At 65.4% G+C, this 22787-nt stretch carries 21 protein-coding genes and 2 pseudogenes; 8 read left to right on the forward strand and 15 right to left on the reverse strand.

Annotated elements, in window-relative coordinates; all coding sequences use genetic code 11:
- Positions 1-85: 85 nt before the first annotated feature.
- From DQP57_RS17710 to DQP57_RS17720, 3 genes and pseudogenes are all read left to right on the forward strand, one after another.
- Positions 86-568, forward strand: a complete 483-nt coding sequence (locus tag DQP57_RS17710; RefSeq protein WP_064893140.1) for a hypothetical protein — start codon at positions 86-88, stop codon at positions 566-568.
- A gap of 188 nt (positions 569-756) precedes the next feature.
- Positions 757-1830, forward strand: a pseudogene (locus DQP57_RS17715) (serine/threonine-protein kinase); the annotation flags it as partial.
- Positions 1831-2187: 357 nt separating this feature from the next.
- Positions 2188-2841, forward strand: a pseudogene (locus DQP57_RS17720) (sensor domain-containing protein); the annotation flags it as partial.
- A gap of 102 nt (positions 2842-2943) precedes the next feature.
- On the opposite strand, the gene DQP57_RS17725 reads toward DQP57_RS17720, so the two are convergent.
- A complete protein-coding gene (locus tag DQP57_RS17725) occupies positions 2944-3351 on the reverse strand; it encodes a hypothetical protein (protein WP_133259261.1) in 408 nt (135 codons plus the stop codon).
- A 245-nt stretch (positions 3352-3596) separates the two neighbouring features.
- Here DQP57_RS17725 and DQP57_RS17730 point away from each other — a divergent pair, with 245 nt between their 5' ends.
- Positions 3597-4517: a DUF4333 domain-containing protein gene (locus DQP57_RS17730; protein WP_231119564.1), complete on the forward strand. Its 921-nt coding sequence runs from the start codon at positions 3597-3599 to the stop codon at positions 4515-4517.
- Between the two features lie 396 nt (positions 4518-4913).
- On the opposite strand, the gene DQP57_RS17735 is transcribed toward DQP57_RS17730, so the two are convergent.
- The 3 genes from DQP57_RS17735 to DQP57_RS17745 are packed head-to-tail and all read right to left on the reverse strand — an operon-like array spanning position 4914 to position 7989.
- The gene (locus DQP57_RS17735) at positions 4914-6770 is read right to left on the reverse strand and encodes a hypothetical protein (protein ID WP_064893148.1); all 1857 of its coding nucleotides are present in this window, start codon (positions 6768-6770) and stop codon (positions 4914-4916) included.
- A gap of 2 nt (positions 6771-6772) precedes the next feature.
- Entirely contained in the window at positions 6773-7405 is a 633-nt protein-coding gene (locus tag DQP57_RS17740; RefSeq protein ID WP_064893150.1) for an RES family NAD+ phosphorylase, read from the reverse strand.
- Complete coding sequence (locus DQP57_RS17745) at positions 7402-7989, reverse strand: helix-turn-helix domain-containing protein (protein WP_064893152.1); 588 nt, start codon at positions 7987-7989, stop codon at positions 7402-7404. Before DQP57_RS17745 ends, DQP57_RS17740 begins: the two co-directional genes overlap by 4 nt.
- Before the next feature lie 153 nt (positions 7990-8142).
- Here DQP57_RS17745 and DQP57_RS17750 point away from each other — a divergent pair, with 153 nt between their 5' ends.
- Positions 8143-9564 carry a peptidase gene (locus DQP57_RS17750; RefSeq protein ID WP_196771086.1) on the forward strand — a complete coding sequence of 474 codons (1422 nt, stop codon included), beginning with the start codon at positions 8143-8145 and terminating at the stop codon, positions 9562-9564.
- A gap of 316 nt (positions 9565-9880) precedes the next feature.
- On the opposite strand, the gene DQP57_RS27255 is transcribed toward DQP57_RS17750, so the two are convergent.
- The gene (locus DQP57_RS27255) at positions 9881-10147 is read right to left on the reverse strand and encodes a hypothetical protein (RefSeq protein WP_036473540.1); all 267 of its coding nucleotides are present in this window, start codon (positions 10145-10147) and stop codon (positions 9881-9883) included.
- A 7-nt stretch (positions 10148-10154) separates the two neighbouring features.
- Between DQP57_RS27255 and DQP57_RS27260 the strand changes: the two genes are divergently transcribed.
- Together DQP57_RS27260 and DQP57_RS17760 are read left to right on the forward strand one after the other, a co-directional pair.
- The gene (locus DQP57_RS27260) at positions 10155-10724 is read left to right on the forward strand and encodes a sensor domain-containing protein (protein ID WP_254902468.1); all 570 of its coding nucleotides are present in this window, start codon (positions 10155-10157) and stop codon (positions 10722-10724) included.
- Positions 10725-10873: 149 nt separating this feature from the next.
- Positions 10874-12097, forward strand: a complete 1224-nt coding sequence (locus DQP57_RS17760) for a hypothetical protein (protein WP_064893157.1) — start codon at positions 10874-10876, stop codon at positions 12095-12097.
- A gap of 125 nt (positions 12098-12222) precedes the next feature.
- Here DQP57_RS17760 and DQP57_RS17765 read toward each other — a convergent pair whose 3' ends face one another.
- Complete coding sequence (locus DQP57_RS17765; protein ID WP_064893159.1) at positions 12223-12615, reverse strand: hypothetical protein; 393 nt, start codon at positions 12613-12615, stop codon at positions 12223-12225.
- A gap of 2 nt (positions 12616-12617) precedes the next feature.
- Positions 12618-13196 carry a DUF4333 domain-containing protein gene (locus DQP57_RS17770; RefSeq protein WP_231119565.1) on the reverse strand — a complete coding sequence of 193 codons (579 nt, stop codon included), beginning with the start codon at positions 13194-13196 and terminating at the stop codon, positions 12618-12620.
- Positions 13197-13557: 361 nt separating this feature from the next.
- Between DQP57_RS17770 and DQP57_RS17775 the strand changes: the two genes are divergently transcribed.
- Positions 13558-14661 (forward strand): FHA domain-containing protein, encoded by a 1104-nt coding sequence (locus tag DQP57_RS17775; RefSeq protein ID WP_081284094.1) that lies wholly within the window; start codon positions 13558-13560, stop codon positions 14659-14661.
- 57 nt (positions 14662-14718) lie between these two features.
- On the opposite strand, the gene DQP57_RS17780 is transcribed toward DQP57_RS17775, so the two are convergent.
- From DQP57_RS17780 to DQP57_RS17815, 8 genes are all read right to left on the reverse strand, one after another.
- A complete protein-coding gene (locus tag DQP57_RS17780) occupies positions 14719-15258 on the reverse strand; it encodes a hypothetical protein (protein ID WP_240631804.1) in 540 nt (179 codons plus the stop codon).
- 75 nt (positions 15259-15333) lie between these two features.
- Complete coding sequence (locus DQP57_RS17785) at positions 15334-16128, reverse strand: SseB family protein (RefSeq protein ID WP_240631805.1); 795 nt, start codon at positions 16126-16128, stop codon at positions 15334-15336.
- Positions 16129-16231: 103 nt separating this feature from the next.
- Entirely contained in the window at positions 16232-18262 is a 2031-nt protein-coding gene (locus DQP57_RS17790) for a serine/threonine-protein kinase (RefSeq protein ID WP_064893166.1), read from the reverse strand.
- 8 nt (positions 18263-18270) lie between these two features.
- A complete protein-coding gene (locus DQP57_RS17795) occupies positions 18271-19482 on the reverse strand; it encodes a DUF7373 family lipoprotein (protein WP_064893168.1) in 1212 nt (403 codons plus the stop codon).
- The gene (locus DQP57_RS17800) at positions 19479-20756 is read right to left on the reverse strand and encodes a DUF7373 family lipoprotein (RefSeq protein WP_231119567.1); all 1278 of its coding nucleotides are present in this window, start codon (positions 20754-20756) and stop codon (positions 19479-19481) included. Before DQP57_RS17800 ends, DQP57_RS17795 begins: the two co-directional genes overlap by 4 nt.
- Complete coding sequence (locus DQP57_RS17805; RefSeq protein ID WP_064893170.1) at positions 20753-21160, reverse strand: hypothetical protein; 408 nt, start codon at positions 21158-21160, stop codon at positions 20753-20755. The genes DQP57_RS17800 and DQP57_RS17805 overlap by 4 nt, the downstream gene beginning before the upstream one ends.
- 87 nt (positions 21161-21247) lie before the next feature.
- The gene (locus DQP57_RS17810) at positions 21248-21937 is read right to left on the reverse strand and encodes a sensor domain-containing protein (protein WP_165821835.1); all 690 of its coding nucleotides are present in this window, start codon (positions 21935-21937) and stop codon (positions 21248-21250) included.
- Positions 21938-22043: 106 nt separating this feature from the next.
- Positions 22044-22787, reverse strand: a 744-nt coding sequence (locus tag DQP57_RS17815) for a sensor domain-containing protein (RefSeq protein ID WP_205869153.1), incomplete at its 5' end; no start/stop codon positions are given.

Below are 22787 nucleotides of genomic sequence, written 5' to 3' on the forward strand. Positions count from 1 at the left end.
AAGGCTCAAGGCGCGCTGAAATGGCACACAACTGTGTTAGATGTGGACGAATGCAGACCAGAACCCAAGCCACGGCTACCTGGGCATGACCCGCGTACTGATCTGGTTGATGCCGCTCTACGTGCTCGCGTTCACGGCCCTCGATGCCATCTTCGGCCCCCATCGCCAGCACGGCCCTGTACCGACAGCAGCGGTAATCGCAGCCGGCGCCGGGGCCCTGCTGTTTTTCGCCGCCGGCATACACCTGGCCGCCTCCTGGGAACGGCAACGACGAACCGCAGTCCAAAACGGGCGCAGAACTGGTGCGGCCCAAGCCTTCCTAGACCGCCACCCCCACCTGTCGGAACTGCTGGTGGTGGCAGTCGGATCCCCCTCAAATCAGGCACTGGGCTGGCTGACCGGCCTGGCGCTATCCGGCGGCACCAGCTACGGCCTTACTCTCGCGCTGACGGCGGCGTTCCACGGAGCCCCTATTGCGTTGCTGGTTTCGGTGAACATCGCCAGCTACACCGTGCTGGTGGCCACCGCGACTTACCTCAACAGCCGCACGACCGCCCCTGACATCTGAGCGCCGGCGTGAACCGTTTTTCGCAGCGGTCGGACCTCGGCCGCCGACAGCCGCGAGCTGAGCCCCGGGGTCCCCGAGTACTCAGTTCTTAAATTCTCCCGTCGGGACCGACGGCGGCTCATTACTCTCAGGAGCCGTGAAACCACAGCTGGCCGGCCCGCAATGACTGCGGGGAGGACGTCAACGCTATGCCATTGACGACCGGCCAGACGTTCGCCGGGTACACCATCATTCGCTTGCTTGGGTCGGGCGGAATGGGCGAGGTGTATCTCGCCCAACACCCACGGTTACCGCGCCGAGATGCCCTCAAGCTGCTACCTCGCGAGTGGTCGGCCGACGACGAATTCCGGGCCCGCTTCAACCGCGAAGCCGATCTCGCGTCGACGCTGTGGCACCCCCACATCGTCGGTGTCCACGACCGCGGGGAAGAAGATGGTCAACTCTGGATCTCGATGGACTTCGTCGACGGACTTGACGCTGCCCGGCTCCTGGCCGATCGATACCCCGCTGGAATGCCCCCCGAAGACGTCGTCCGCATCGTCAGCGGCGTCGCCAGCGCGCTAGACCACGCCCACAAGCAAGCTTTGCTCCACCGAGACGTCAAGCCAGCCAACATCATGCTCACCCATCTCGACGACAAGGGTGAGCAACGAATCCTGCTGACCGACTTCGGGATAGCTCGTAACGTCGACGACATCAGCGGGCTGACGAAGACCAACATGACGGTGGGCACGGTGGCCTACTGTGCACCGGAGCAGTTACTCGGCGAAGACCTCGATGGTCGTGCGGACCAATACGCACTGGCTGCCACGGCTTACCATCTGTTCTGCGGCTCGCAGCTCTTCCACAATTCAAACCCCGCGGTTGTCATCAGCCGTCACCTCAATGTGCCTCCACCAGCTTTGGCTGACCTGCGACCGGCACTTGCCAAATTCGACCCCGTGCTGGCCGCCGGTCTCGCCAAACGTCCCGAAGACCGCTTCGAACGTTGCTCCGATTTCGTGCACGCCCTGGCCGAACAACTCGATTCTGCCAGTGCCTCAACACCGTCGGCTCCTACCGTGTCAGCGCCGCGGGCTACCCCTTCGGTCGATGCCGAGGCCGGGCCATCGCGGCGACGGCGGGTAGCCGTAGCCGTCACCGTCGCTGTTCTTGTGGGCGCTTCAATCAGCGCGGCCGCGTTGCTGATGCGGCAGTCCTCGCACGACCAATCCGCGCCGAGCACCGCAACTACCGCGGCGCCGGCTGCGTCACCGGTCACGTTCGAGAACATGCGGGATTTCGTCACCAGCTATTACGGGGAGCTCCCAGCTCATCCCACAGACGCGTGGACAAAACTCGATAGCAATGACCAAAACCAAACAGGGCAACGTGAATTCGTTGATTTCTGGGCGACAATACAGTCGGTGACCGTTCTTTCGGTCAGCCCCCGCGACGCCAGCAGCGTGGTTGCCGAACTCAAGTACGTCCGACCAGACGGAACATCAAGTACCGAAACCCGTTGGCTCAAAGTGGTGTTGGTGAACGGCGTGATGCTCCTCGATGGATCTGATCGCGTCGGATCAGTCAGTGGATCGCCGACGTCACCAACGCAGCCGTTATTCTCGCCAAAGGCGATCGATCAAGTCTTGCTGACTGCTGACCAGCTAAGCAAGGTGCTCGGAGTGACCGTCGCCAGCACTCCCGCCGGTGATGGGGGCGGCGGCCTTGCCATTGAAGCGTCGTCGTACGGGATGTCGGATCATTCAAGCCAAGTCACGCCACGATCATGTGTTGGCGTGGTGTTCACCGGTGAGCATGACGTCTATGCCCCCTCCCAGCCCACCGAAATCAAAACTCAAACCATTGGTCACGTGTACCTCGGTTCGCCGGGCCCGCACCTCATCGAACAAACCGCAGCGGTGTATCGCTCCGCGAAAGACGCTCAGGATTTCTTGAATGCGTCGCAGGCTCAATGGAATACCTGTGCGAAAAGTGAAGTCGATGCCTCCCTGGGCTTCGAGAACGGCGCCGGTTATGTCTTGGGCCTAGTGCAGCGGCAAGGAGACCTCATCACCGTTTCCATGGCCACAAATAGTGGGGAGAACGGGCCAGATGCATGCCAGCAGGCAATGGGAGCCCACGGGAACGTCATCGTCGAAACGCGCAGCTGCCAGGTCCCGAAGATCGCTTCAAACTACGACCCCGCTCAGGGATGGCCGCGGGATCCTGCATGGGCTGTCCCCGATGCCAAACGGGTGGCCACTGCAATGCTGGGAAACGTCAAGCCGTAACTGCTGCAGCCGTACTAGTGCAACTTCATCCGGGAACCGGCCGGTGCGCGGGCCCAGATCGGCAACCAGCCGAAAGCCCGCCCTGACGCCCGAGCGGATAGGTCAATCCATCCGGCGCTCACGAAGCCGGAAGATGAGTCTTTGCCGCCGGTTCGCGCCCGGCCCGGATTTCAGGAGCTGGAATTGAGAGCCTGAAAGCCCGCTCGGGCTGCCTTCCGGATCAGCCCCCGTGATCAACACTGGACCCCGCAGCAAGGGCAGGGTGAATGCCGACATCGTCGCAGCGGCAAGGAGATTGAGTGTCGCCATGCGATTAACCGGCGCATTTCGGCCGGTATGGCCGAGCCAAAACACCACGCCGCCACGAGCGGTGAGCGTTTCGACTTGCTTGCCGATGCAATCGGTTACGACGTGATCGCTGATCGCGACCAGGTGCATCCGTTCCTCAGCAGTGACGACGATGCCCAGCTGGGCCTGCGTCCAAAGTAGCGCCTGCTCGTAGGGATCCATGGAGTCGCCCTTGCTCAGCGGAATCGTCCCCACATACCCGTATTTGAGCACACCAGGGGCAGCCATTTGTCGGGGTGGCCGCGGCCCGACGCGGGTCGCGAGCGCGATCGCCGCATGCGGCGACGACCGGCGAGAGGACGGCAGCCGCGGATCCCGGCACCTCCCGCTTCTCCTCGACCTTGCCCGGCAAAGGAGCTGCGCGACGCACCTTTGCGTAACATCATGAGCCAGGCGAGGGAGTGATGATGAACAGTCCGGAGGACGGAAAGACCACCAGCGCCGCGGGGTCATTGGCGCGAGAAGGCGGCGAAGAATCCCGCCTGGTCGCACCGCATGATGATCCGGAGCGCACGGTGGTCGCGCCCCGCGGGCACTCGCACGACGACGAAGAACGCACCGTCGTGGTGCCCAACCCTCAGCAGTTGGTTGACGACCCTGAGCGCACCATGGTGGCGCCCCCGTCGCTCGAGCCGCGACGCAGTGAAGACGCCGACGTCGCAGATGACAGTCGACGAGGTAGGCCTTTCCAGGCCGCTTCCGATGGACAGTACGGACAACGTGGGAACTGGCAGCCGATCCCGAACCAGGAAGCCAGCCCGCCATCTGGGCCTCCGCCAATGGCGCCGCCGCCGCAGCATCCGAGGCCTGCCCCTGCACCGGGCTATCCGCCTGCTGCGCCCCAGAACGCATCAGCGCCGGTGGTTCCCCAGCCGGGTTTCGTTCCCCAACCACTGCACTATGGGCCGGCCAGCCAGTACAGCTTCCCGCCGCCCGGGCCTTACGCCGCCGCGCCCTACGGCCCGGTTGCACCCGCACGCCCCAGGCGCCGTCAGCGGTCCAAGGCCCTGTTGTGGGGTGGCCTGGGACTGGCTGGCGCGCTCCTGGCGACAGCTGTGGCTATCGGTTTGTCCAAGCCCAGCTTCCTAACCACCAAGAAACTCGACATCGGGGCTGCCGAAGCCGAGGTCCAACGCGTACTGACCGACGAGGTCACCGGCTACGGCGACAAGAACGTTTCCGACGTCAAATGCAATGACGGCGCGAATGTTCCTGTGACGCAGGGCGCCAGTTTCACCTGCCGCGTTAGCGTCGACGGCACGCCTCGCCAGGTCACCGTGACGTTCTTGGACAACAACGGCAACTACGAAGTGGGCCGACCCGACTAACCCGTCGGCTCCCGGGGCCCGACCGTATGTGTCTGTAGTCTGCGCGGCATGGCCGATGAGACTGCGGTTGCGCACCACGAGGCGGGTTACCTCTCGTAGCCGAGCGCCGCGACGATCAGCGGTACCGACAGCAGCAATGAGAGCCGTCGCTATCCGGCACGAATCTGACTGCGGGACAGCAGGAATCCTCCGCGCCTCTCAGCGCGTCGCTTGAGGATATCCGTTGCAGGTTGCCTGCCAACCGGAGAAGGAGTCGATCCTTTGGGCCCGGATCGCTGGGCGAGGCTTATGTTGCAGTGGGTCCGTGCCTCTTAGAATGACCCGTCGATCCTACGAGCCCGGATCGCTGGGCGAACTCATCTCAGATTGTACCCGGCGCCGCGTTGCGCCGCCGGGTCAAGGCTGCACCGGTGGTTGCGCCGCTCGAGCGAGCATCAGCGCCGTCGCTGAAAGATCGGGGTCATAGGTGCGACCGCACCCGGCGCAAATGATTTTGCGGCGCCGCCGTCGGCTCTCTACCCGGTTCTCATATCCACAGCCGGCGTGGATTCGGCTCAACCCCGCAGCGGGCACCACTATCACCGGGACGCCGTCGCGGGTGGCTGCGGCGACCATGCTCGACCGCAGAGCGCCTGGCGCTGCATGATCGCGGCGGCGATCGATTTGGCGCTGTAGATCGGCGGGAATCCTAGTGTGCTCCATGGTGTTTCGGATCACGGCGGAGATATTGGTGTCATCCACGACCAGGCGCCCGCACTGGCTGACCAGCGCGCTTGCAACCCGCCGCCACAAGTCCGTGCGGTGGCCGAGGGCTCGTGCACGGCCGTGCGCTTGCTGTTGCCATAACAGTTTGTCGGCCCGCCGCCACGCTTCAAGCGGTTGGGCGATCTCGAGGTCGGAGCCGCGCAAGGCGAGCGCGAGGGCGGCGAATCGAGCGGGGGAGCGCCACCGCGCAGCATCGGCGGCGGTGATCTGTTCGTCGGGCCGGATCGGATGAGGCCGCGGTCCGTGGTCGGCAAGCCACGTGCTCAGCCGGTCGCGGATGTCGTTCAATGCCGCATCGCGAGCCGAGGCGATCTCGGCGTAGCGCTCTAGCCGGGTCCCGATGGAGCCGGGCGCGATGATGCGGCCCGAGATTCCCTCGACGATGGGCACGATCACGTCGGCCAGTTCGGGTGGGATCGCCACTGGTCGGTCTGTGCGCCAATGCGCGACCACGACGCCCTCATCGATGGCATGCCAGCCCAAATGTATGGCCAGGGTGGGGAGATCGCCGCGGCGGGGGACAGTCGGATGGGGGAGCCGCGCGGTGATCGAAAGCCGCGCCCGCAGATCGGCGCCGAGTCGGGTGACGGTGAGTTTGGCGCGGGTGATATCGGCGTCTTGGGGCAGCCAGCGGTGGGCTTGGACCGGCAAGTCAATCCACTGTGGTTGGCCCCCAAGGGATCCGCATCGCATCCGCACCGTAATGCGTCCTGCGTGGCGCTGCTCGGCGCGGGTCATGGATGCCCATTGGTCGGGGTCAACCCACGGCAGGTGCAGGACGTTGTGGTAGCGCCCGGCGGGATCGGCGAGCAGCATCGGAGTCCGTGGCGGCGCGCCGGCGGTTCGCTGCAGTTGGACCGCGAGGGTGCCGGTGCCGTCAAAGCGGTGGTGGCGCAGCGCAGCTGGGCGGCCTTGGGCGCGCTGTTGCTGGATTCGGCGTACCGCCGCTTTATGTTCGTCCATGACGCTGTTGAACGTCGCCCAGAACAGCGTCGGGTCGCCGTGTTGGCAGTAGGTGCGGTAGAGGGCTTTCTGCTCGGCCGCCAGTTGTGCGCCGCGGTCGCGGCGGCGCTGCGCGGCGTCTTGCCTCACGTCGGCGATCGCTTCGCGGCGGGCGTGGCGTGCGGCTTTGAGTGCGGTCCTGGCGTCGTGTAGTCGCTCGGTGATCGCGGTGTTCACGCGTTTGCCTCTGGCTGCGGAGCGGGCAGCCTTCAGTGCCTCGTTGGCCGCGATGGCCTCCGCTTCGGTCGCCGCGACGTGAGCTTCAGCGGCCGCTACCGTCGGATACGACGACCAGATCGCCTTGATGTCTTCGTCGTAGGCCAGTTGCAAGGTGACTAGATCCTCGCGCAGGCTATGTGCGAGCCGCAGTTGCTGGCGGACCACCTCAGGAATTTGCCACCGGTAGTGGACGCCCATCGTGTGAACGGTGATAGCGCCCTCGGGTGTCATTGGCCCCGGCTGGATGGGCTCATCATCGGGGGCCATGGTCATAGGATCGTGTAGCCAATCTCGCCAGCTGCTGCTTGCGTGATCGACCAGACGAGCGGGTGCGCGAGCGGGCGTGAGAACGCCGGCATCATCGGGATAGAGTCGGCGGCCGCGGTCCACAGCACAATGTTGGGCCGCCCGGTCATCGTCGACGGGACGTAGAGCCCGTCCAGGTCAGGCCAGGTCGTGTAGATAGCGCGGGCCCAGCGCCGGCATACCGAGCGTGGCGCGGCCAGTAGTGCGGTCGAGGCGCTGTTGCGCAGCAGCCAAGTTGTGGACAAGTCGAGCAGGTGCAGTGGCCGCTGGGGGTGCCAGGCGGTCAGGGTCGGAGTGCCTGCGCGGGTGTCGATCACGCGCGTTGTTTGGTAGACCTCGGCCAGGCTGGTTGCGAGATCGGCTGCGGCATACAGCACACCGTCGCTGCGTGCGCCAGGTGCAGGGCCCGGGTGGGGGTCCCACCGCATCGATGGCAGCGGCCCGTAGGTGCGCAGTTGGTTCCACGGCAGTACGTGCTCGCCGGCGGTGCGGTGGACCCGCCATAGCGTGCCGGTGTAGTCGATGGTGTCTTGCGGTTCTTGGACGAGCTGCGCGGGGGGTGTTCGGGGCGCTTTCGGTTTGAGCTGGGGGCTCACCAGCGTCCGAGATCCTGGAGGAAGCCGGCGACCAACTCGGGGTCACCGCCGGCGGCCAGATGCTCGATCGGCGTGCGGTTGTCAAAGTCGGGCTGCGCGGTGTGCATGAACGCATCCAGGACCGCGGGGGTGGCGTCGCGTGGTATCGCAGGCACGATTACGTCCAAGCCCGGAAGCAGCTCCTTCCCGAGGAACTGCCAGCGGGGGATGCGTCGGCTTCCCTGAAGATCGAAGGCCCATAGCGCTTTTCCGGTGATCCGCCGTGACACGCGCGACCGATCGACACCCAAGATCGCGGCGGCTTCTTTGATGCTGACCGATCCAGAAAGCGCGCCGGTGAGTTGCCGCAACGCAACACGGGCGCGGGCTTGGCGCTCATCGTCGGCCGACCATGTCTCGATGACTGCCTCGGCGCTGGGTTCGGCGTGGGTGCGAAGAAAGTCCACCTCCGTCTTCGACAGCGTGGTTGCTCCCGGGATCGCCGCAAACGCGGAATCTAGCTCGTTGAGAACCTCCTCCACCGAGAGGTCAATCCGGTGCTTGGCCAATAGGGCTCCCAACGCGGGCGCCGCCGAACCGTTCATACGCACATACTAGCACGCATGTGCTGCTCTGTGCGGACCACGCGTGGGCCGCACAGAACGGGGGGCGCGCGGATCTTGCGACGATAAGGTTGCCTCGTGAATAGCCGACTGCGCGGTGCGGTCGCTGCGGCGACGGCGGTCAGCGTCGTCGCGATGATCGCCGTTGCCGCCGCGGGGTGCACCACCGTCATCAAAGGACACGGCGCCTCGATGCTCTACGACCCTTTCCACGTCGGGGGCCTGCTGGCGGTCGACGGCCCAAGCGGACCTCGCAGCGACGCACCCCAACCCACCGGCACAGTGGAAAACACCGATCATGGTGACGACGACACTTTGGTGCTGTTGTCGGTCAACGACATTCAAAGTTTCTGGCGCTCCAACTACAGCAAATTTTTCAGAGGCGAATTCAAGCCCGTCGACGAACTCGTCTCCTACGACTCCGAGGATCCGGCTAGCCCTGCCGTATGCCATCACCGAACCTACAAACTGATCAACGCGTTGTTCTCGCCGCGCTGCAACCTGATCGCCTGGGACCGCGGGGTGCTAATCCCCACCGGCAAAACATATTTCGGATCGATGCCGGTCACAGGCATCTTCGCTCACGAGTATGGTCACGCCATTCAGGACATGGCCAACATCGCCCCCCGCGGCACCTCGACGATCGTGCTAGAACAGCAGGCGGACTGCTTTGGCGGTGTCTACATGCGCTGGGTTGCCGAAGGCAAGTCGACGCGCTTCACCCTCAGTACCGGTGACGGGCTCGACCATGTACTGGCCGGCCTGATCACCCTGCGTGATCCGATCCTTACCCCCGACGATCGGGAGCTGATCGAAGAAGGCCACGGCACCGCGCTCGACCGTGTCAGTGCTTTCCAGATGGGTTTTGTCTCAGGCGCCTCGGCGTGCGCCGCGATCGACGACAACGAGGTCAAGCAGCGTCGCGGGGATTTGCCGATCGCGTTGACCTACGACCAATCCGGTCGCTTAGAGACCGGGGAAGTGCCGATCACCGAGCAAACCCTGTCGTCGCTGATGGACACCCTCGGGGCGATCTTCGCCCTGAAAAGCCCCCCGCAGCTGTCCTATACCGCCGCCGGCTGCGCTGACGCCCAAGCCAGCCCGCCCGCCTCATACTGCCCGGCCACCAACACCATCGCTGTCGATCTCGCCCAGCTCCAAAAGATGGGTGCGCCCGGTAATGAGCAGTCCGGTCATGTGCTTGTCCAGGGTGATGACACCGCGATGTCGGTGGTGATGTCGCGGTATGTCCTTGCGGTGCAACACGAACGCGGCCTCAAGCTCGATTCACCGGTAAGCGCATTGCGGACCGCCTGCCTTACCGGCCTGGCGCACCGCAAAATGGCTGGCCCGGTGTCGGTGCCGTCGGGCAATGCGCTGACCCTGACTGCCGGGGACCTCGACAAAGCTGTTGCCGGACTGTTGACCAACCACCTGGTGGCCAGCGACGTCAACGGGCAGACCGTGCCGGCGGGGTTTACCCGGATCACCGCATTTCGCTCCGGGGTCGTCAACAGCAACGACGACCTGTGCTACCAACGTTTCACCGACGCCTGAACAGAGCCGCACGCAGGTGCTGGATCAGTGCGGGCGCGGTAAGCGAGCAGCAACACGGTGCGACGACAGCCGCTCGCCGGCGAGGCATTGGATCCGCAATCCCACTGAGGATTTCACCGTATTGAGGCAGGGTTAGAGCAATGAGCACCGATTGGGGGCCCGGGCAGGGCGATGAGCCGACGATGAACCTCCCGCAGCGCCCGCCAGCGCCGCCACCGACGCCGGGGGGAGGATCCTTCCCGCAACCCGGCCCGGCCTGGCAGTCGCCTCAAGCCCCACCACACTGGCAGGGGCCACCGGGTGGGCCGCCGTATCCCTACCCCGTGGGCGGTCCGGGCATGCCGCCCATCGGATACCCGCCGCCGCGGCGGCGCCGGCGTTGGCCCTGGTGGGTTGCCGGTGCGATCACCGCCGTGATCACGGTAGTGGTGATCACGCTGGTGGTGGTGGGCGGCAACGATTCGACGACGACGTCGAACTCGGCGGCGCCGTCATCGACGCGGGCACCTGCCTCGAGCTCGAGTAGGCCGGCGCCGCCGACACCGTCACCGAGCGCTTCGCCGGCGGCGCCGGCGCTAGACATCGCAGCGCTGCCGAGCCTGCTGGCATCTGCCGACCAGGTCGGCAATGTACTCCACGACGTGCAGATGCGACCGCGTGAGGTGGCGACGTCGCTTGCCTCAGACGTGTCGATAGACCCGGCCAAGTGCGCCAGCGCCGTGGCCCCGGCGTTGGCAAGCACCTACACCGGGTCGGGGTATACCGGCGTGGCGGTCCAAGGACTGATGGAGGCCAGTCCGGGACGCCACAAGGTGATTCAGGCGGTGGCGGCGTTCTCCGATGAGGCTGCCGCGCAACAGTTTTACACCCAACAGCTCTCGGCGTGGCGAGGGTGCCGACTGACCGGCGTCACCGTTTCCTTCACCAACGGCCAACCCGATGACCACGCCACGATCACGATCATCAGCGAGACCGACGGCATCGCCAGCACGGTGTTGCTGCCCGCCGGGGCGAGCGAACACCAAGGCAGTGAGTGCGAGCGCGCGATGGGTGTGCGGCGCAACGTCGTGGTGGATGTGCGCGCGTGCGGGCAAAACACCATCACCACGGGCGCATCACTTGCTCGCGTGATCAATGACAACATCACCCGCCACTCATAACCGGCCAGCAATGCCCCCCTGCGGCGGTGGGAGTTTCACGGGGAAGTCAGCGCATGCTACGAAACCTTCTGCAGCACAGCGGCAGTGGGAATGATGACACGGGTGATGGCTCGGGGTGCAGACCCGCAGGGCACGATGAAGGTTTGGGGATGAGTGCGCGGGAGTTTCGCGACGATGATGCGGGCTATCAAGCCTGGCTGACTGACCACCCGGATGGCTTCGTGATCAACATTGCGCGCAGCCACACTGCCACCGGCGCCCGTGTGCACCGTGCCAGGTGCCGAACGATCAACGGGACGAACCCACGCGCCGGCAGCTGGACCGGACCGTACGTGAAGGTCTGTGCGCAGCATTCGGCCGAACTCGAGCGGTGGGCGATCAAAGAGGTGGGGGAGCCGCTTGCGGTGTGCGCGATCTGCCACTCGGGCCCGCGAAACCTGGAATCCACCACGACGGGGCGGAGCCGGCGAACAGGCCCACGCCGTGAGTATGAGGGTCGCAGCGTGGTCCACGGGCCATTGCCGGGGCGTGCGGTCGTCGAGGCCTGGGCAGATGCCTACATCCAGTCTGGGGACCGGCGTGTCCGCCAGAAGAACCTAAGCAGCGAGATTCAGGCTCGCTGCAGGCAGCTCAAACCCTCGGATGGCCAGGTGCTGCACGCCACGTTTTTCGGAGCAAAGCCCGACGGTGCTGACGTGGAAAACCTGTTGCTCTACAACATTGGCTCGTTTGCGATCGCTGGGTGTAACGGGATTCGCTTCGAGCACGGTGCTGTCGTGCCAGCCCCTCCGGATGGTGGCGAGTATCCGTTCTGCTACCGCTATGCGCTGGCACCGCGGTCGGCCTCCTTCACCGACTGGCGGCAGGGCCGACTGCTGGCGTCGTTCGACTGGACGGACCTAGGCGCGTTCTCTGGCGAGAAGAAGCTGGAACAAGTGTGGCTAGCGCTCGCGCGCGGGCCGGTGAAGGTATTCGAGCCAGAATGCACGCCCCATACACCTTTTGGTGTCAGAGTCCGGGTCCGGCCGCCGCGCGGGGGTCGACCACCGGTGTGGGGTGCTGGTTTGGTAAAAGGCATTTTCGATGGCGTCATCTCGGTGTTCGCCACCCATGCAGACGCGACCGTGCTTGCTGAAGTTGTGGCGCGGCTTGCGACAAAGCTGGCGGCCGATGCCGCCGAAATCGAGGCGCACCTGCTTGATCAACGCCGCGGCGTGCTCGGCGCTGTGCCGCGGCTTGTCAAGCCTTTCGGTGCCGGGGGTGTCCAGTGGAGCCCTGGAGACGATTGGTGTGTGGCCGGTGAGCTGCTGGCCGTTGAACCCATCGGCTCGCGGTGGGAAATCAGCGGAGAACTCGTCGAGCTCTCCCGCTGACACCGCGCGGATGGCAGCCCGCCAGGAGGGACAATGGATCCCGGTGGGACGATCTGATCCCATCTGCAATCGCACGAAACTTCGCGGCGCTTCGGGACGGAGAATTCCCGTCCTCCCGAGGAGGTTTAGAAGGCAAGGGCGTAGCAGAACAAGAGCAGCAGTAGCAGCGGGATCAGGGACACCAGGGTCAGCACGGCGACCACCTGGAGAAATGGGTGCGGGCGTACGGCCACGGCGCTCGCGGCCAGGCCAGTCGCGACGACGATCAACCCGGTCGAAGTGAGGACCCCGATTCGTGCGGAATGCACGATCGTCGCGGAATTGTCGGGGAAATAGCCCTCTTCGAGTTTGACCCCGAACACCGGGCTGCTCAACTCGTTGAACAACAGCAGGATCACCAGCGCCAGCACCACCATCGCCAGCAGCGCTAGGCACGCCCCTAACAGGTTGCGGTTAGGCGGCTTTGGCGCCGGGCCGCAGTGGATTCGTGCCGGCTGGCCCATGTCGTCCAAGCGCATGGTCAGATTTTTGTTCCCTTCGGGGCGCTGACCTCGTAGCCACCCGCGTCGTCGGTGAAGGTGACCGTGAACTGGTGTTTGATGTGGTCAATGGTGGCCTGGCAGGTGAAGGTGGCTCCCTTGAGAACGGTGGGGTTGTGGCCGTCGTTGCAGGTGACGTCGCTGACGTTCTTGGCGGCGTAACCGTTCGGATCGGACAAGACGTGCGTGACGCCGGCTGCGACAGCGCGGACGTCGAGTTGTTTGGTGACGAGAAAACCGGGTGCTACGAGCCCCGCGAAGAGCACCGCCGCGGTGATCGCGGTGAGCGCGCCGCCCAGGTAGAGCGGAAGGTGTTTGCCGCGCAGGCCAACTCGGGGACCACGGGCCGTGAAGGCGGTTGGTGCCCAGGGGTTCGCGCCTGGTGGTAGGTGAGGATGCGGGTAGGGGAAGGGTCCGGCCTGGGGCGTCATCGGGAAGGCTTGTGGGCGGGGCAGTGGCTGGATAGGCGGTTCGTAGAAGCCCTGGGGAGCGACCGGCGGCATGCCCGGCGCGTACGGGTGGCGCGGTGGCGCCAGGGGCGGCTGCTGTGCGTGTTGCATCGGCGACCTTTCTCTGTGCGTGGCCGAGGGAAGCAATGGCATCGTGCCCGAACAGTAACCCAAGCAGTCCCCATAGCGCAATGGTTTTGAAACCACAGCACGCTTGTGAGGCCGTCCCACTTGCGCGTCATGGGCCCGGTGAAGCAACCGCGTCAGCAGCTCACTATAGGGTGTCTACCTGGATTAATGTGGTGAGTCGCCCATCGGTACGCACGACGCGAGAATCGCAGAACGCCGCAAGCCCTCGACAGCGGCGCTGTGCTTTCCAGCCCATCTTTACGATTCGGATGAGGTAACATTTAGCCGAGCGCTTTGTTTAACAGCAGAGCGTCAGTGCTTCAACCGGGAAAGGGAGCGACGATTGATTGCCAGCCCAGTGACGACGCCCGCGCTAATTGTGCGGGTCGGTCGCGCGACGCACACTCTTCACGCCGCCGCGGGCGCCGTATTCATCGGCAGAGATCCTGAGGCGGCGGTCGACATCGATGATGAGCGGGTCTCACGGCGCCATGTTGTCCTCGAACCCCACCCCGATGGTTGGTACGCCGTCGATGTCAGCACCAACGGAATGTTCGTCGACGGAGAACGCCGCACCCCGGTACCCATTACCGCTACCACGACCCTGCACCTCGGGGCCCCAGATGGGGTGGCCGTGACCCTTACCACCGACGTGACTCAGGATGAGTCGACCCAGGCACTGGGGTCAGCTCAGACCGAGCACCCGTCGCGAGCCGAGAAAATCGCCGCGGCGGGGCGTCTGCGCGCTGGCCAAGCGGTCCGTGCGCGTCGTGAGCAGTTGGGGATCTCCCAGCGGGGCCTGGACAACGACGGGATCTATAACCAGTCCGCTCTCATCAATTTCGAGCTGGGTCGCAGCTGGCCGCATCCCAGCACGCTGGCAAAACTGGAAAAGAAATTGGACTTGCCCGCCGGGTACATCGAGGCGCAGCGACGCGAGGGCGAGCTAGCAGCAGCGGCCGTCCCTGAGGCTGGTAGCGACGAGGCGACCGAGGTGTTGACCGACTCCATTCACGCGCCGACTATTTCGCGCACGGTCGAGCTCGCTCTGCAAGCCGTCAGCGTGACCATCGCGGACTTGCCTGAACCGAACGCCCCGGACTTCACCGCCAAAGCCACTGCGATCCTGGCTGATCTGCGCAGGCTCGAGGGCCTGGCGTTGACTGCTGCGCGCCAGCCCACTGGGGGCGCTGCGGCCATGAAGGCATTGAGCCGTGTGCGGCGCACCTACAACGATGTGATGATGCGCGCCGCCGCCTCCACGTCGGCGACGTTGGGGCAGCGGCTTTACGGGGCCCGCCACCGGGCGGAGCTGAGCCTGGAAGAGGCGGCCATCGGCTCCGGGCTGCCCGCCTCAGCCCTTGAAGACGCCGAAGCCGAACGCCCCGTAACGCCCGATGTCGCCGACGCAATCGAGCTCCTGATCGCCGACCTGATAGACAAATAACCGATCACGATGTGAGCGAACGATGCTGTCGGGGCGCTGCGCGCGTCTTGGCTGTCGTCAGAAGACGTGACTGTGGGGAGTCGCGATCACGAAGCCATGGGTTTGTGGACCGCTGTTGTCGGCACCGATGGCCTTCGGCGCGTTGAGCCTGCACACCAGATCCACCGATCGCGGCACCCCGCAGACCAGCGATTGGGTGTTCGAGAACGCCCAGAACACGATTTTGTGCCCCGCTGGCAGCAGGACCGGCGCCTGGCCCGTGGTGTCGCCGAAGAATCGTTCGTGCGGGGTGGGCAGAAACCGCGCCGGCCCGTTGGCCTGGGCGTAGACCGTGGGCAGTGTCACCACCCGGGTCCCCGCCGACGCCCCGGGCAGATCACCCGCGCACGTCACGTCATGCATCACCTTGACCACGGTCTTTTTGCACAGCAGGCCACTAGGGGTGGTGAACAGCAGAACAGGTAGTGCCGTGAGGTCGCGGGTCTGTTTGGGCAGTGGCCCGCCGTCGTCGATCAGTGCATCAATGTCATCGGGCGCTGCGGTCGCATGCAGGGGCAGACCGACCAACGCCGGCCAGGCAAGTGCCAGCGCGATCAATATGAGCGATCGTTTCGCAGCAATATCCTTGAGCCGGGCTCTCGGCGCGTGAAAGATGTTGGCGTTCTTCATTTTTCAATGGGTGATTTCGGCCAGCGAGACCCACAGGTATGGGCCGGCCGGGTTGATGACGATCCCGCTGTGGCCTTGCGCGCGAGCCATGTTCACCACTTGTTCGACCGTGAGGGGCCCGGCCGCATCAGCGGGGCTCCAAGCTAGAACTTCTGGGCCGCTGGTGAAGCCGAAGATGCTGGAGCTGCCGTCGGGATGTGTGGTGTTGCGAACGGCGATCTGCGCGTCGCCTTGGGAATCGTCGGCGGCGATCGCCAACGGTCCGTTCTGGCGCACCACGTCGACGACGGTGTGCCTGTCGATCTTGCCGGCAGCGTGATCGGCCAGCGCCCGTTTGAGCGGCTCGTTATTCGGATTGCGCAAGGCGAAATCGATTTCGGCGGCCGACAATGCACAGGTGGGGCCGGCGGGGTCGATATAGAGCCAGTCGTTGCCTTGGCTTTGGGCCAGCTCCAGGGCCCCGGTAGCCGACTGCACCAATGACTGCGTGCGCGTACCCGGCGGGTGCAGGCGGGCGATCTCCTCATGACGGGTATAAGCGAACAGCGCCGACCCTTTGCCATGGGGGCCTGTGCCGCCGCGGATTTGGAGGCGAGACCCGGCCGCGAACGGTGTTTGGCCGGTAAATGCATCGGATCCGGTGATGTCGAAAAGCACCTCACCGAACATGCACAAACGGAGTACCTCGAGCGCCCCGCGCTGGTTGGGTTGTGCGGCGAAGGCGGCGACGGCTTGTCGCAGCGCCACATTGTCGACCAGGGTGGCGCGGTTTCCGTTGTCCTCGGTTGGCATTGCCATACGGATTCCCCTGACTGCACAGATAGCGTGATTCAACGATGGCCTGGTTCTTAACGCGCGTGCGCTGCAGCCTGAACGCGGCGCGCGGTGTCTCGTTGGCGGTTTAGTGGATTTGGTTGCCAAGTTTGGTGACCAGCGCGGTGTTGAGGTAGGTAGTGGCTGCTGGGCCGCCGGCGTTGAGGGCGGCGATTGTGGCGGGATCATCGACGATGACGAGCGTGCCGCCGAAACTGCTGTATTTGGCGGGCAGGCCGCCGTATCCGCCGCCGCCGGCGCCCGGGTCGGTGCGCAGCAGCAGCATGACGTCGCTGCGTTGAGCGATGTAGTCGACGTCGTCGATGTTGAACGGGACGGTTGGTGGGCCGCCGGGGGCGCGTTTGTAGTGGGTGTTGTAGGTAAACCCGATGCTTTCCAGGTAGCTGCTCGGCGGTGATGGGACCGCCGCCGCGGTGGTGTTGGTCCCGGTGTAGTTGACCGCGACGATGGATTTGCCGCCGAAACTTCGATGCTCGGAGCGGATCTGGTTCTGCTCGGACTGCGCCTTGTCGACCAAGGTTTTGGCGGTGTCGGTGCGGCCCAGCGCGGTGGCGATCCAGTTCAGCTGGGCCTGCCAGTTCCAGTCTTGGGTGTTGTCGGCGGGTTGGGTCAGCGTGGGGGCGATCGCGGCCAGCGAGTTGTAGGTGGTCTGGTCGATGTTGTCGGTGTCGATGATGAGGTCGGGTTTGGCAGCGGTGATGGCGGCGGTGTCAGCGGCGGCGAAAACCGGTGGGGTGGAATGGATGAGCGGCTGCAGCCAGCTCGGTGTGGTCGCCCCGGGCGCGTTCATCACCACTACAGGGGCGCCGAGTGAGAGCACGGCATCGGGGTCGCCAGCTCCGAGCGCCGCGATGGCCATCGGGCGGTGCTCGAGTTTGAGGGTGCCGAATTTGGTGTTCAGGGTCTGCGGTTGGTATGGGCCCAATCCGGTACTGGTGGTGCCGAACAGGTGAATGCCCACCACTGTCGCTGCGACCAACGCGGCAACCACGATGGTTGCTCCCACGATCAGCCGGGTGCGGTTGCGGCGCTTGGGTTTAGGACCGGACTCGGTTGGGCGACCGGTCGGGGTTGAGGGGGTCGGTGCGCCCGTGAACGGCTGCGGCGCCGCTCCATTCGCGGATGCTGCGCGGGGATCATAGGCCGGCCACACCGGTGCGGAGCCCGCCGGTAGGGAAGGCCCGGTAGGTGGGTAGGTCAGGGTGGGATTGGTCGGCTGGGAGGGACGAGGCCCGGTAATGGTTGGCGGTGCCGGATTGTTAGTCAGCGCCGCGGTAGTCGCCGCAGCCAGTTCGCCAGCGGTCTGGAAACGATCAGCTGGATTTTTGGCCAGCGCGCGAGCCATCACCTCGTCGATCTGCGGTGGCAGCGTGGGGTTGATGTCGCTGGGGTGCGGGACAGGCCGCATCAGGTGTCCGACCAATATGGCCTCAAGGGACTTGTTGGAGGGGTCCTCATACGGGGTGCGGCTGGTCAGCAGCCGAAACAGGGCACACCCCAGCGAGTAAATGTCGGTGCGGTGATCGGCGGGTCGGCCTTCGATGGTCTCCGGCGCGGCGTAGGCCGCGGTGCCGACCATCGAGCCCGTCGCGGTCAGGGCGGTGGCATCGTCGAGAGCGCGTGCAATGCCGAAGTCCGCCAATAACACTCGTTCACGCTCACTGCCGGGCGCTGCGACGAGGAAGTTGCCGGGTTTGATATCGCGGTGTAAGACGTGCTGTGAGTGGGCGTAGTCGAGTGCGGCGGCGACGTCGGTGATGATGCGCACGATACGGGCCGGGGTGAGGTTGGCGCGGTCCAAATCATTGGCCGCGGTTCCTTTGACGTATTCCATGGCGATCCACAGGTGCCCGTCGGTTTCGCCTCGGTTGTAGACCCGCACGATGTTCGGGTGGTCCAGGCTCGCGGCCAGGTTGGCTTCGCGGATGAAGCGCTCCCTGAATTGGCGGTCTCCGGACAGTTCGCCGGACAGGATTTTCAGCGCCTCGCTGCGGGGCAGCGTCGGGTGGCGGGCCAGATACACCGTGCCCATCCCGCCCTGGCCCAGCACGCCTTCGATGCGGTAGCCGGCGATGATAGTTCCTACATCAAGGGGCATTCAGCGGCTCATTTCCCTGTCAGCATGCGGTATTGGGCGGCCATCATCTGGTGCAGAGCGTGTTCTTGTTCGTTTTGCATCTCGAAGGCGTAGCGGTCGGCGGGCGCCACGCACCAGTAGCCCAGGGTTTCGTTGAAGCATTTCGCCTTGGGCATGCCGCTGATCCCGCCGACCTGGTTGGGCCCGGTCTCATCGGCGACGAGGCGCGCCGCGGAGGCCGTGTCGGGGGTTTGGTAGACCCGGGTTTCAAGGACGTAGGAGACCTGTTGCACGCCAGCGGATTTGAACATCGCCGCCAAGTGGACGGGGTCGCCGGTGGCCAGGTGCAGCGCCCCATGGGCGTCATAGATCCCGTCGCTGATCGATTCGTTTTCTTGGCGGGGGGCCACCGTGTGGGCCATCAATCCATCGGGGTCCAGCGGCAGTTGAGCCATCTGATCCGGCGGGGTCGGCTTGAATTTGTCGACCAGGGGCTGCTGCAAATCCAGTGTGGTGGCGATCAACCCGGCAGCCGTATCGGGTTTGTCAGCCGACGTCGCTGTTTGTGCCAGCACGTATTGTCCGTGTGCGGTCAAGGCGGTCACCGAGAACCGCGGGCCGGGGTCGGGGTATTGCGCTGTCCACTGGTAGGTCAGTGCCGTCGTAGCTGGGTATCGGGGAATCGAGAACGGTTGCGTCGGGATGGGTTTGGTGTCAAAGGGCATCGTCAGGGCAGCGCCTTTGGCTGCCATCGCGGTGATCGCGGCGCTCGCATCAGCCGGGCTGGCCAGTTCCAACACCGTGGTCAGCAGGTCCTTGTAGGGGCCCTTGTCGGTGTGACGGGCGCTGGAAAACCCGGCCAGCAAGTTGTGGCCGTTAAGCGCCTCCCCTAGGGGGGCCCCGAGCAGCGCGTTGACCGCATCGACGTCTTTGACCACGCCGGATTCGATTTGCGCATAGTCGATCAGGTCGGCGTCGACCTCCCACGGGCCCACCACCACGCTGGCCAGGCGGCGCCCTTCGGCCCAGCCGCCGCGCAGCGCGTCGCCGGCCACCCCCAATGGGGCGCGGGGGGTGGTGGGGAAGTTCCCAGCATCGAGCAACGCCAGATTCACACCGTCGGGCCTGGCCTCTCCGGGGGCTTTGACCGCGCTGCCGGCGATCGTGGTACTGCAGGCCACCGTCAGCGCCGCGACTCCGACGGCCGCGGCGCGCAACCAGGAACGGATGCGCCCGGTCATGGCGCGGTCAGCATCAGGTATTGGGCAGCCATGATCTGATGGGCCTCAACCTCTTGGGCCGCAGTGGCTTTGAACGCGTAGCGCGCCGCGGTGGCGATGCACAAAAACCGCACCGCCCCCAGGTCGGTGATGTCGGGCCCGCGGTCAAAGCAGCGCGCTGAGGGTAGACCGTTGATGCCGGGGGCGGAGTGATAGCCCAGGAACGGCACGTCGATGCGGGCAAGCCCATCAGCGGCGCGCTGGGCGCCGGTGGTATCGACGGCCTCGTAGATGGTGGTGCGGTCGACGGCGACGTGGGTGATGCCGGCGTCGTTGTACATCGCCTGGGTGGCAACCGGGTCGGATCGGAAATGTAGTGAGCCGTGCGCGGAGTAGACCCCACCCTGGTTGACGTTGGGGTCGGTGGCCGGCACGGTGCGGGCCAGCAGACCGGTCGGGTCGGCCGGCAAGCTGGCCAGCTGATCGACCGGGGTGGCTTGAAAGTGGTCAGCGGCCGGGCCTTGCAAATCCAGGGTTTTGGCGATCATGTCGGCGACCGCCGCGGAGCTTTCCTTGGATCCGGCGAACTGGAAAAACACGTACGGGCCGTGCGCGCTGAACGCTGAGGCTTCAAAACCTCCTGACAGCGGGGCCACGTAGGCCCGCGTGTTGGGATAGTTGGGGATCGCCAGCCGGGTCGCTGGGATGTTGCCCGGGCGGATGGTGCCCGCATCAGCGGCGGCCATCGCCGCAGCCGCATCCGTCGCGTCTTGGGGGCTGGGGAACCGAAACACCCCGTTGTCCAGGATCTTGGGCTTGTCAGCGCCGGCCTGTCCCTGTGGCGGTGGCGGGGTGGCGCGCCCACTGACGAAACCGGCCACGAAATGATGCGCGGCGGCGATCGCGGCGATCGAATCCCCACGCACCAGCGCCGACAGCCGTGTGGGCTCGGGAAACGCTGTCGTGGGCGCGATTTCGGCGTTCGTCGGGCTGATCAACGTGGCGTCGATCTGCCACGGTCCGGCCACCATGTCGGCCATCCGCTGGGCCTCGACGCGGCGCCCGGCGGCGTCATCGGCAACGCTGCCCAAGGGGGGCCGGGGCCGGCGCGGATAGTTACCGGGGTCGAGCAGGGCCGCGTTGGCCGCCGCGGGCGCCGGGCCGCCGGACTTGACGGCTACCCCCGTCACCTGGTTCGAGCAGCCGCTGCCCACGAAGACCACTACGGCGAGGCCTAGCAGCAGCGGCGATAAGCCCCGGCGCGCGGCGACGATGCTTGTGTGTCGGATCTTCACCGGGCGGCTTTCGCTGATCCGCTCCGGCGCCTGTTGGGCCGTTTGCCCGACCAGCGCCGCAACGCCATGCGGTCGATGAAGATGGCGCTGGCCGCCCGCCGTTCCGAGACAGCCTTGTCGGCCACCGCCATCACCGCGAGTTGGCGCACTCGGGCACCGAGTCGCTTCTCCTGGTCGCGAATGCGGTGCCATTCGGCACCGTCAGCGTCCAGGTCAGCATTGTCGTTGAGATAGTCGATCGCCGCGTCGACCGCGCACTGCTGTAAGTCGGGATTGTCCGGATACAACAGTGCGGCCTCGCGCGCGACGCGGTGCAGGCGGTTCCGCGCCGCAGCATCCAGCTGGCGGGCGCGCGCGCTGTTGAGCAGCGTCGCCATCGGCCCAGCCGCCGATTCGTCGCGCACGTCCGATCCCTCCTTTTCTCAGCTCCCGCGGCCGGCCTGTGTGCGCCGGCAACGATGGGGAGAATGGTAGCCGCTACTACCAGGGCGTCAGCTTCGATCGCTGATTTTGCCCATCATCGCCCTGGCCACATCGCTGGCGTCCTTGCCCGGCGCGGGCGCCACGTCGCGGAAATAGACCGCCTCGACCTCCACCAGGCAATTGCCCCGCACACCGAGCGCGCGCACCCGCCGCAGTTTCGTGTGCAGGTCTACCTCTTCCACGGTGGCTTCCACGACTGAAGCACCGGCGTGCACCTCGGTGATCTCATTCTGAAATCCCAGGCCGCTGTCGAGATGCTGACCGGCGCACCGCGACCACTGCGAACCGAATTTCTCAAACAACGCATTGGCCGCCCCCGCGTTCGGTAACGCGACCACACCCTCGACGAGATCGATCACCGTGGGAAATTCGCCGACATCGGCGGCCCACCACTGTTCGTGAGCAACGTTGACCACCTGCGCATTACGGTAGGCCTCGCCCATCAGGATGTGCGCCAGCGAGGCGCAATCGCTGCGTGAAGCGCCCGGCCAGTCCCAGTACATCTCTGCCGGGCCGCCGAACTTCGGCGGCATACTGTCATCGAGTTTGAACGATTGACCGAACACGTGGGACAACTCAGCATCGGTCAGCATCGCCTGCTTGATGACTTCGCCGACCAGCGGGCGCGGTTTGAGGTCCGGCGCCGCGCGCACCGTGCCGCTGACGACATCAGCGCAACCGGCCACCAGCGTGATCAATGCCGAGGACACCAGCACCAGGATCAGCCGAACGACATTGGGCGTCAAGCGCATCCAAACCATGGCCGCTCCACTCTTCTCACGCGAGTAGCAACGGTGGGTCTGGTCAGCGGGGGTTGACACGATCGGCCATCCGGGTCGCGATCTTGAGGCCCTGATCGGTGCGGTTATTACCGCAGCTGCGCACATCGATGACGATGTTGTTGCGGGCGGTCATGGCCCGTTGGCACTGCCAGCCCCCCGCACCTTCCTGGGTGTTGATGATGCTGAGCATGCCGTCACGGTTGGCGACCGTGCTGGCCATCCAGATGCTGTCTGGTTGACCCCGCTCGAGCAGGCGCAAGGTGGCGCCGTTGCATTTCGGCCAGGCCGCAGCCTGCTTGGCCACGAAGTCGCTGGCCGCCGTGGCGGTCGTGAAGTAGATCGCGGCGCTGTTGTCCAGGTGCTCAACGACTTTCGGGTCCTGCAGCGACTGGGTGCGTATCCCTACCCAACCGGTGCCCTCAAGTTCGGACTCGAGCGCGGGGATTTGGATCTCGCCGCATTCGGGCCGGTCGGTATTCACGCCGCTGTAGGCCACGTCGTCGCTACCGGCGTCCGGTGTTGGCGCGATGTTCGTCGCGCCCTCGATGCTGCTGATGGTCGCCACATCCAGCAGCAGCCCGGGCAGCGCCGACAACGGCACCGTTGCCGCCGCTTGCGGCGTTGGGCTCGGGCTGGCCTGCGTCGAGGACGGGCGGGGGGAGCGAGTCACTGCCACGCTGCCCATGTCATCGGGGCTGCTGGCGACGTTGATCACGATTCCGGCGGCCACTATGGCGACTATGACCGCGGCGGCGGCGCCGATCCG

It is taken from the genome of Mycobacterium colombiense, assembly GCF_003284935.1.
GTDB classification, from domain to species: Bacteria; Actinomycetota; Actinomycetes; order Mycobacteriales; family Mycobacteriaceae; genus Mycobacterium; species Mycobacterium arosiense_A.